The following is a 9,813-nucleotide window of genomic DNA, read 5'->3' on the forward strand; positions in this document are numbered from 1 at the left end:
CTTAGTGCGCGTTCACGGCTGTGGGCGCGGCTGCGGCCGCTGGCGCGGGACGCCGGTGTTGTCAGCGCATCCGGGCTGCTCTTCGTGGTATTGATTCCAGACGGACTAGGCTGGTTACGTTCAGCGGCTACGCCTGCCGCTGGACTCACCCTGTACGCACCGACTGTCGGCCTCGCCGACGCTCTCACAAAACTGAACAACGTCACCAGCATGAAGATCAATTTTTCCCAGGCGCTGAACCTGACCCGAACCGCCGGCATCGTGCTCACCGCCGGGGTGATGCTGCGGCTGCTGGCGACCATCCGCGGGCGGGACCTCACCGCCACTGTCGGCTGGGGCCTGCTGACGCTGGCGATTCTCGGTCCCGTCCTCTACCCGTGGTACCTGGCCTGGGGGCTCATACCACTCGCGATGGCCGCTGACCGGGCCCGCACCAGCGCGCTCGGCGCGGTGTCGGCGGTCGGCGCGTTTCTCGCCCTTCCGCACTGCGAACTTCTGTTTGCCGACCTGCCCGGCGCCACGCCGTGGCTGCAGCGCCAGGCACCGTTCATCGCCATCAGCACTCTCGGCCTTGTTCTGATCTCTGTGGTCATCCTCACCCGACGGCGGGAGGGGTGGTCCACGACGGCTCTCAAGCGCTGACCCCCACGGCTGCTCGCGGCCGCGGGGGTCAGTCAGGATCCGGTCAGGACGGACGAACACGGGAAAGGGGGACAGCATGCGCGCGCGCCCGAACATGGCCACGATCCTGCTCGGAGCCAGCCTGCTCGGTCTGCTCGCGCTGCTCGCCCTCGGAACCCGGATCGATCTGGCGGTGTACCGGCTGGGCGGCGACGCGTTCCTGCACGGGCTGCCCTTGTACGACCAGATCATGCCGGGCACCGGCCTGCCCTTCACTTATCCGCCGTTCGCCGCGTTGCTCTTCGGTCCGCTCGCGGTCCTGCCGAAACCGGCGGCCCAGCTCATCTGGGCAGTCACCCTGCTGGCGTGCCTGGCTGCGCTGACCCGCCAGGTGCTCGCCGTGGCCCGGACCGGCCTGCTCACGTCCCGCCCGCTGCCGTTGGCGGTATTGGCCGCGGGCGTACTGGCCACCGAGCCGATCCGCAGCAACCTCGCCTATGGCCAGATCAACATTCCACTCATGCTGTTGATCATTATCGACCTGCGCCGCAGATCCGGGCCACTGCCCGCGGGCATACTGATCGGTATCGCCGGGGCGGTGAAGCTCACCCCACTGATCTTCATTCCCTACCTCCTCTGCACGGGAAGACGCCGGGACGCGGGCTGGGCCGCGCTCTCCTTCAGCGCCTGCTCCGCGCTCGCGGCCCTGGCCACACCCACTGACTCGGCGCGTTTCTGGACCCGGCTGGCACTCGACCCGTCCCACGTCGGTGGGGTCGCGTACGCGGGCAACCAGTCGCTGGCCGGGGTCGCGACCCGGCTCGCCGGTCATGCCATACACGATGAGACCTGGTTTCGGCTCGTGACACTGAGCACCGCGGCCGCCGGCATCGGACTGGCGGTGGCGGCCACCCGCCGCCATGAGCCCCTGCTCGGCTGGACGGTGTGCGGCATCACCGGACTGCTCGTCTCGCCGATCTCCTGGACCCACCACTGGCTGTGGGCACTGCCCGCCCTGGCCTGGCTGGCCGGCCCGGCCCGGCCGCGCGGGGGACGGTTCGCCGCACTCGGCGGCTTCGCCCTGCTCGTCCTCGCCCCGATGTGGTGGCTGCCGTACGAACATAACCGCGAGTACTCCTGGCATGGCTGGCAGCTGCTGATCGGGAACTCCTACACGATCGCGGCTGTCCTCTTCCTCCTCACGGTTCTCGGCCACCTCCTGCTCAGCCGTCCGGCCGCTGCCAGCACGGCCGCCGACGGCACGATTCCCGACCAGCCGGCCGGGCCGCTCATGCGGCCGGCGGCGGATCAGATAGTGGCAGGCCGCGCGGTCGGCAGCGCCGAGCGGACCGCGCTGGCCCAGCCAGAGCCAAACCCGCCATCCTCCACGACGACATTGTCGTAACCGGGCAGCAACGCGACGAGATCGCTGTGACGCAGCGCGTTCGCGACGAGGTGCATGCGCCCGACCTGGCCGGCCATGACCAGATCGCTGGCGGAATCGCCGATCGCGATCGCCTGCTCCGGCCGGAGCCCGCGACGGGCCAGGTCGAAGGCCACCGCGGCCCCCTTGCTGACGCCCTCGGGAACAAGATGGTAAATGTGGGGAACATCATCCAGAGTGGGCATGACGGCCCGCGAGATGATGCCGTTGTCGCGGATGGTCAACCAGTCAAAGCCCTCCGCCACAAGCCATGCGTTCACCTCGGCCACCTCGATGTTGCCCCGCAGCATGACGTCAACCTCGCGGCCGGGGTGCCAGGGACGATACGCCTCCAGACGCCCCGGATACCGTTCGATCAGCGCGGTGAGGAGCGGATCCGGAATCCGGTCAAGATCGTCAGGCATGGCTCCGCGCAGGATCCGGCTGCCCCGCCCGTGGTCCCAGCCGACGATCGCGCCGAGTTCGGCTATGAAACCGTCCGCGCCGAAAATCGCGCTGGCCTCGACAAGCTGCGGTCGGGTCCGGCCACTGACCAGCACCAGCGCGATGCCCGCCCGGTGCAGGCCGATAAGGGCGTGCGCCGGATCAAGGGTGGTGGAGTGATCCTCGTTCTGGAAGAAGCACCCGGACGGCCCGACCATGGTCCCATCAAGATCGGTATACACGACCCGGATGCCCATCAGCGATATCCTCCCGCTCACGCCGCCGGTAACCTGCTCCCGGCGTCAGCGACCTTCTCACGCCGTCGGCGACGGGTGATCTTCTACGGCACGTCGCCGACGAGACGTCCGGCGAGCGGCATACTCCGCAACTGTGATCATCGGGGCACGCTCATGCACCGCGACGCTGTGGGTATGCGGCTCAAGCCCACCGTCGCAGCGGCGGAACTGGGTCAGCGTCTGTCCCGGGACCGGGCTGTGGACACCGAGCCGACTCCACGCCGTCTGGATGATCTCGGCTGCCATGCGTCCGAGAGCCTCGTCGGACTGATGACGGTGGATCTTTCGCCCGACCTCGACCTGTGCGATGGCATCCGCGCCCGCGACGGAGAAGACGTCCACCAGGTGGGCGAACTCGACTCCGTAGCCGGAGACGAACGGCAACCGCTCCAGGAGGGCACGGCGACCGGCGAACTCTCCCGCAAGCGGTTGGATCAGCCCGGCAAGGTGCGGCCAGTACATGTTGAGCAGGGGCCGCGCGACCAGCTCGGTGACCCGGCCACCGCCGCCGGGCAGCAGGCCGCCCAGCAGTGGCCGATCATAGGAGGCCTTGACGTAGGAGACCTCGGCGTCGGTCAGCAGCGGCCCTAACAGCCCCGTCACCACCTGGGCGTCGAAGTCCTCCAGGTCAGCGTCGATGAAGACCACGATGTCCCCGGAGGCCGCGTACAGGGACTTCCAGAGGGCTTCGCCCTTGCCCGCGATCCGCCCGTAACCGGCGAGGATCTCCTCCTCCGCAATCACCGCCGCACCCGCGGCGGCCGCCTCGGTCGCGGTCGCGTCGACCGACCCCGGATCGATGACAATGATCTCGTCCACCAGAGGCACCGCAACAACAAGATCACGATTGATCGCGGAGACGATCCGCCCCACGGTGGCGGCCTCGTTCAACGCGGGCAGCACCACACTGATCGTTTCCGCCTTCCGCGCCAGCAGACCGACGGGCGAGAAGTCACGCCCGTCATACGTCCGACGCTCGAACCAACGGTGCACATCACGCCGCACTCGGTCTACAGTACGGGGACAACTTCATCCGGCTCATCCAGAGGGGCAGAGGGACCGGCCCAGTGAAGCCCCGGCAACCACCCGCATCCGTGCGCGGCAGGTGCTAATTCCGTCCTGAGACGCAATGGGCTCTCGGGGAAGATGAGGAGTTTCACATATGACCATCGCGCCCGAGCGCCCCGCAACGATCGATCCGGAATCCGCCGCCAATCCGGCGATCTCCCTGGCCTGCCGTCACTGCGGCGCCAGATCCCCGCTCGCCCCGACGCACGTCTGTGTCGAGTGTTTCGCCCCGCTGGAAATCGCCTACGACGAGTCCCTGCTGCGCCGCGTCACCCGGGCTTCCATCGAGGCCGGTCCCGCCAACCTGTGGCGTTACGTCGGCCTCCTTCCCGCCGGCCACGATCCCGCGCACCGGGTCTCCCTCGGGGCTGGCTGGACACCACTGCGCCCGGCCCCGAGGCTTGCCGAGGAGCTCGGCATCCGAACGTTGTGGATCAAAGATGACAGCGCGAACCCCACCCACTCGTTCAAGGACAGGGTCGTCTCGGTGGCGCTGTCAGCCGCCCGTGAGCACGGGTTCACCACCGTCGCCTGTGCCTCCACCGGCAACCTCGCCCAGTCCGTGGCAGCACATGCCGCTTCCGCTGGACTACGTTCAGTAGTACTTATCCCGCATGACCTCGAGGACGGCAAGACCGTGTCAACCGCCGTCTACGGCGGCACCCTGGTTGCGATCGACGGCAACTACGACGACGTCAACCGTTTGTGCAGCGAACTTTCCGGCGAGTACGAGTGGGCGTTCGTCAATGTCAATGTGCGGCCCTTCTACGCGGAGGGCTCCAAGACGCTGGGCTACGAGGTCGCCGAGCAGCTCGGCTGGCGGCTGCCGGAGCAGGTCGTGGTGCCCATCGCCTCCGGGTCGCTGTTGACCAAGATTGACAAGGCCTTCGGTGAGTTCGGCCGCCTCGGCCTGGTGGAACCGACGCCGTACCGGGTCTTCGGCGCCCAGGCTGCGGGCTGCAATCCGGTTGCCGCGGCCTTTGCCCGCGGAGCTGACACAGTGGCCCCGGTGAAACCGTCGACGATCGCCAAGTCGCTGTCGATCGGCAACCCCGCGGACGGCCCGTACGCGCTTGACGTGGCCCGGCGGACGGGCGGTGCGATCACCGACGCCACCGACCCCGAGATCGTCGACGGCATCCGGCTGCTCGCCCGCACCGAGGGCGTCTTCGGTGAGACCGCCGGCGGCGTCACCGTCGCCTGCCTGCGGCGGCTGTTGCGTGAGGGGCTGCTCGACCCCGATGCCGAGACCGTCATCTTCAACACCGGGGACGGCCTGAAGACCCTCGATCCGCTCATGTCGCAGGGCCGGCCGACCGCGACCATCCGCCCGTCACTGATCGCGTTCGAAGCAGCCGGCCTTGGTGACTGAGGAACCTGGGGCGCCGCCGGTTGCGGCTGACAAGCCTGGGCTACGTGGAACGGTTGCAGCCGTTAACCGCGGCCTTGGACAACGCGCGGCAACATGGGATGGCCTACAAGCCGAGCCCGACTGAGCGCGACCTACAAGTATCGAGTGGTCAAGGCCGCCGCCGCCCGCTGCTTCCGCCGGCTGCCTCGCAGGTCCAACAACGCTGACACCCGGCCATCAACCGCCTCGTCGACGACCCCAGAGCATCTGAGACCACAGCGCTCGAAGGCCACCCCGGAACGTTACGGATCAGGATCGCAGACTGCCGCGTGATCTATGAAATGCAGGATGATGTCCTTGTTGTCCTCATCGTTCGTGTTGCACATCGTCGCGAGGTCTACTGTCGGACCTGACGCTCCGCATCCATAACAGGCTGCAGAGCGCCTGGCAGGCAAGGTCGGTCGGCCTACGATGTGGATCCAGCGGCGGTCGGGCTAACATGTGCACCCTACACGAACAAATGTTCGACTTTGGGGGCGTTTCGGACTATCGTTGATCTATGCAGAGCGCCACCGCCACCGACCCAGCCCGAGAGCATCCAATGCTCGCCGGGCTGGACGCGGTCGCCACTGGTGTGGACGCCCTGACGCAGGCGACAGTCTGGTCGCTGTCCGACGCCGAGCTGCTCACCGCATGAATCCCCCCGGCCTGGATCGACCCGACCCGCACACCCCGACGCAGCCCCTACCGCCGCACGATCGACGGCAACCGGGACAGCACCGGAGAGGATCTCTTCGGCGGTGGTCCCTGACACCGGGTGGTGGAGGCATCGCGGCACCGAGGATTCGCCCGCGGTTCATGGGCCGTATGACAGCAGCCGGTCGGCCCCCGCCCGCGGCCCCGCGGCGGCACGCCGCGACAGGGGGCGAGCTTGCACTCACCCATCTCGAGTGCTAAACAGGAGCTGGCACTCACCAGCTCCGAGTGCCAAGGCTGAGCGACGAGGCCAGCTGGCCGTCCGTCGCGGGCGTCGTCTTGGCCAGGTCATTGAATAGCCATTCCCCTGGGAGGACCCCGACACCATGCCGAAGATCATTGCCTTCGATGAGGAGGCACGGCGCGGCCTGGAGCGCGGCATGAACCAGCTGGCCGACGCCGTAAAGGTCACGCTCGGCCCGAAGGGTCGCAACGTCGTTCTGGAGAAGAAGTGGGGCGTCCCCACAATCACCAACGACGGCGTGAGCATCGCCAAGGAGATCGAGCTCGAGGATCCGTACGAGAAGATCGGTGCGGAGCTCGTCAAGGAAGTCGCGAAGAAGACGAACGACGTCGCGGGTGATGGCACCACCACCGCGACCATTCTCGCCCAGGCGCTGGTCCGTGAGGGTCTGCGCAACGTGGCGGCCGGCGCGAACCCGCTGGGCCTGAAGAAGGGCATCGAGGTCGCGGTCGAACGCGTCTCGGAGGAGCTCTCCAAGCAGGCCAAGGAGGTCGAGACCAAGGAGCAGATCGCGTCCACCGCGTCCATCTCCGCGGGCGACCCCGCGATCGGCGCGCTGATCGCCGAGGCGCTGGACAAGGTCGGCAAGGAAGGCGTAGTCACCGTCGAGGAGAGCAACACCTTCGGTCTCGAGCTCGAGCTCACCGAGGGCATGCGCTTTGACAAGGGCTACATCTCGCCGTACTTCGTCACCGACGCCGACCGCCAGGAAGCCGTCCTCGACGACCCGTACGTGCTCATCGTCAACAGCAAGATCGCTGCGGTCAAGGACCTGCTCCCGCTGCTGGAGAAGGTCATGCAGGCCGGCAAGCCGCTGGCCATCATCTCCGAGGACGTCGAGGGTGAGGCCCTGGCCACCCTGGTCGTCAACAAGATCCGCGGTACCTTCAAGAGCGTCGCGGTGAAGGCCCCCGGCTTCGGTGACCGCCGCAAGGCCCTGCTCGGCGACATCGCCATCCTCACCGGTGGCCAGGTCATCTCCGAGGACGTCGGCCTCAAGCTGGAGAGCACCACGCTCGACCTGCTCGGCAAGGCCCGCAAGTTCGTCGTCACCAAGGACGAGACCACCATCGTCGAAGGCGCCGGCGACCCCGACCAGATCGCCGGTCGGGTCAGCCAGATCCGTGCCGAGATCGAGAAGTCGGACTCCGACTACGACCGCGAGAAGCTGCAGGAGCGGCTGGCCAAGCTCGCCGGTGGCGTCGCGGTCATCAAGGTCGGTGCCGCGACCGAGGTCGAACTGAAGGAGAAGAAGCACCGCATCGAGGACGCCGTCTCGAACGCGAAGGCCGCGGTCGAGGAGGGCATCGTCGCTGGCGGTGGCGTCGCGCTGCTCCAGGCGTCGGTCACGGCGTTCGAGAAGCTCGACCTGGCCGGGGACGAGGCAACCGGGGCGAACATCGTCCGGCTGGCTCTCGAGGCGCCGATCAAGCAGATCGCCTACAACAGCGGTCTCGAAGGCGGCGTCGTGGTCGACAAGGTCCGTCACCTGCCTGCCGGCCATGGCCTGAACGCGGCCACCGGTGAGTACGTCGACCTGATCGCCACCGGCATCATCGACCCGGCCAAGGTCACCCGTTCCGCGCTGCAGAACGCCGCGTCCATCGCCGGGCTGTTCCTTACCACCGAGGTCGTCATCGCCGACAAGCCGGAGAAGAACCCGGCCCCGGCGGTTCCCGGTGGCGGCGGTGACATGGACTTCTGAGTCCACGGTTCGAGGTTCGGCCCTCCGGTCTGAACTGGTCGTAAGCCAGCCGGTGGTGGGCGCAAAGGGGTGGTCCTGTTTCGGGGCCGCCCCTTTGCCATGGCACGATTAGCACATCAATCACCATGCGCGATGGGCGATTGCGACCGGCAAGACTTGTGGGAGTGTGCACAACATGACCCAGACCATGCCACCGGCCGGCTGGTACCCGGATCCCTCCGGCCAGCATCCTTTTCGCTACTGGGACGGCGGGTTATGGACCGACCAGGTGAGTAGCACCCAGCCGGGGGCGTCCGCTGGAGTGCCCCCACAGGGCTGGGGAAGTCCCCAGGGTTACCAGCCGGAACCTGTCCGGACCAACTACACCCCGGATCGGATCCGGCGCCAAGTGCGGGAAGGGGCAGGCCTGAGCCCCGTCCACAGCGGACAGGGGACGCTCTTCACCGAACCGGTCCTCGTGGTCAACCAGAAGACCAAACTCATCGAGCTGACAAACGAGTACGCGGTGTTCGACCAGTCCGGTAACCAGATCGGATCGGTCGTCGAGGTCGGTCAGAGCACCATCAAGAAAGCGGTGCGATTCGTCAGCTCACTCGATCAGTTCTTCACCCACCGGCTCGAGGTCCGCGACAGCGCCGGAGTTCCGCAACTCGTCCTGACCAGGCCGGCGAAGCTCCTCAAATCGAGGGTGATCGTCTCTCGGCCGGACGGAGCCGAGATCGGTGACATCGTCCAACAGAACGTCTTCGGAAAGATCCGCTTTGCCCTGCAAAGCGCTGGCGCCCCTGTCGGCATGATCAAAGCAGAGAACTGGCGGGCGTGGAACTTCTCAATCGTCGACCACACCGACACCGAGATAGCCCGGGTGACCAAGACCTGGGAGGGCTTGGCCCGCACGATGTTCACGACCGCTGACAATTACGTGGTGCAGATCCACCGGCCGATCACCGACCCGCTGTGCAGTCTGGTGGTCGCCTCCGCGCTGACCATCGACACCGCGCTCAAGCAGGACTCCCGTGGTTTGGGCTGAGTCCGGATACCGGCGCCGGAGGTTTCGACAGCCGAGGCTGGAAGCGGCACCATTACTGGAGTGATCCAGCCTGGTTCCATGCCGCGCTCGCACCGCCCCACCATGGTGCTGCCCGCCCCACCGCTGACCGTCGCCGACCTCGACGAGCTCGGCCTTGAAGATCCTCGCTTCGAGCTCATCGACGGGATGTGCCTGATCCGCGCATGGCCGACACCGTTGGAGACCAGGGTAACCAAGCGTCTTGTCCGGCTGCTCATCGAGGCGACCCCCTCGCACATGCGCGTCCACACCCGGGGGGTCAGCCTTCGCGTTGAGCCCCGCAGCGAGATCGTGCCCGACATCATTGTGGCGGCAGCGGCTGACGACGACCGTCCCCGCCGCATCACCGATCTGCCACTGCTGGTCGTGGAAGTCGCCGAGATCAACAACCGTCGCTACGACCAAACCCTGAAATTCGACGTCTACCGTGACCGCGGTGTCCCCAGCTACTGGCTGGTCGACCCCGGCACCCCGAGTATCGACGCCTACGATCTTGTCAGCGGGGCCTACGTCCGGGCCGGGTCCGCGGTCGGGTCACAGGAACTCACCGTGACCAGCCCAGTTGCCTGCACGATCATTCCGGCAAGCCTGATCGACCCTCCACAACCAGAATGACGACTTGTCCAGATCATGTTGGCAGAGATCACATTGTCTCGGATCACCCGGACAAAAGACCAGACCGGACAAGAGACCAGAACTGACTCCAGGACGCATCTGATAGATGTTGGTCGATGCAGGCATCGACAGCAGGGATCCGCACGGACGCGAAGCGTTCGTGCGGGGGGCGAAGCGACCGAAGATCTATCAGACAGGCCCTGCCGCGCCGCTGTTGCCGG

General features: G+C 66.9%; 10 protein-coding genes and 1 riboswitch. Of the genes, 8 read left to right on the forward strand and 2 right to left on the reverse strand.

Annotated elements, in window-relative coordinates; genetic code table 11:
* On the forward strand, window positions 1–642 hold a 642-nt coding region (gene mptB, locus MJ785_RS07225; RefSeq protein WP_239380233.1), incomplete at its 5' end, for a polyprenol phosphomannose-dependent alpha 1,6 mannosyltransferase MptB.
* Window positions 643–718: 76 nt separating this feature from the next.
* On the forward strand, window positions 719–2,026 hold the full coding sequence (locus MJ785_RS07230; RefSeq protein ID WP_239309795.1) for a glycosyltransferase 87 family protein: 1,308 nt from the start codon (window positions 719–721) through the stop codon (window positions 2,024–2,026).
* Here MJ785_RS07230 and MJ785_RS07235 read toward each other — a convergent pair.
* Together MJ785_RS07235 and MJ785_RS07240 are read right to left on the reverse strand one after the other, a co-directional pair.
* Window positions 1,930–2,745, reverse strand: coding sequence for an HAD hydrolase family protein (locus MJ785_RS07235; protein WP_239348264.1), 816 nt, complete (start codon window positions 2,743–2,745; stop codon window positions 1,930–1,932). The genes MJ785_RS07230 and MJ785_RS07235 overlap by 97 nt on opposite strands.
* Before the next feature lie 57 nt (window positions 2,746–2,802).
* The gene (locus MJ785_RS07240) at window positions 2,803–3,789 is read right to left on the reverse strand and encodes a glucosyl-3-phosphoglycerate synthase (protein ID WP_239309797.1); all 987 of its coding nucleotides are present in this window, start codon (window positions 3,787–3,789) and stop codon (window positions 2,803–2,805) included.
* Between the two features lie 30 nt (window positions 3,790–3,819).
* A riboswitch (SAM riboswitch) is annotated at window positions 3,820–3,937 on the forward strand.
* A 9-nt stretch (window positions 3,938–3,946) separates the two neighbouring features.
* Between MJ785_RS07240 and thrC the strand changes: the two genes are divergently transcribed.
* From thrC to MJ785_RS07265, 6 genes are all read left to right on the forward strand, one after another.
* Window positions 3,947–5,224, forward strand: a complete 1,278-nt coding sequence (thrC, locus tag MJ785_RS07245) for a threonine synthase (RefSeq protein WP_239309798.1) — start codon at window positions 3,947–3,949, stop codon at window positions 5,222–5,224.
* A gap of 215 nt (window positions 5,225–5,439) precedes the next feature.
* Window positions 5,440–5,616 carry a type II toxin-antitoxin system RelE/ParE family toxin gene (locus MJ785_RS22180; protein WP_370651565.1) on the forward strand — a complete coding sequence of 59 codons (177 nt, stop codon included), beginning with the start codon at window positions 5,440–5,442 and terminating at the stop codon, window positions 5,614–5,616.
* A gap of 146 nt (window positions 5,617–5,762) precedes the next feature.
* Window positions 5,763–5,900, forward strand: coding sequence for a hypothetical protein (locus tag MJ785_RS07250; RefSeq protein ID WP_239309800.1), 138 nt, complete (start codon window positions 5,763–5,765; stop codon window positions 5,898–5,900).
* Window positions 5,901–6,285: 385 nt separating this feature from the next.
* On the forward strand, window positions 6,286–7,908 hold the full coding sequence (gene groL, locus MJ785_RS07255) for a chaperonin GroEL (RefSeq protein WP_239309802.1): 1,623 nt from the start codon (window positions 6,286–6,288) through the stop codon (window positions 7,906–7,908).
* A gap of 175 nt (window positions 7,909–8,083) precedes the next feature.
* Window positions 8,084–8,938, forward strand: coding sequence for a phospholipid scramblase-related protein (locus MJ785_RS07260; RefSeq protein ID WP_239309804.1), 855 nt, complete (start codon window positions 8,084–8,086; stop codon window positions 8,936–8,938).
* 78 nt (window positions 8,939–9,016) lie between these two features.
* Complete coding sequence (locus MJ785_RS07265; protein WP_239309806.1) at window positions 9,017–9,592, forward strand: Uma2 family endonuclease; 576 nt, start codon at window positions 9,017–9,019, stop codon at window positions 9,590–9,592.
* The last annotated feature ends 221 nt before the right edge of the window (window positions 9,593–9,813 follow it).

It is taken from the genome of Protofrankia sp. CiT1 (assembly GCF_917627335.1).
Classification (GTDB): Bacteria; Actinomycetota; Actinomycetes; order Frankiales; family Frankiaceae; genus Protofrankia.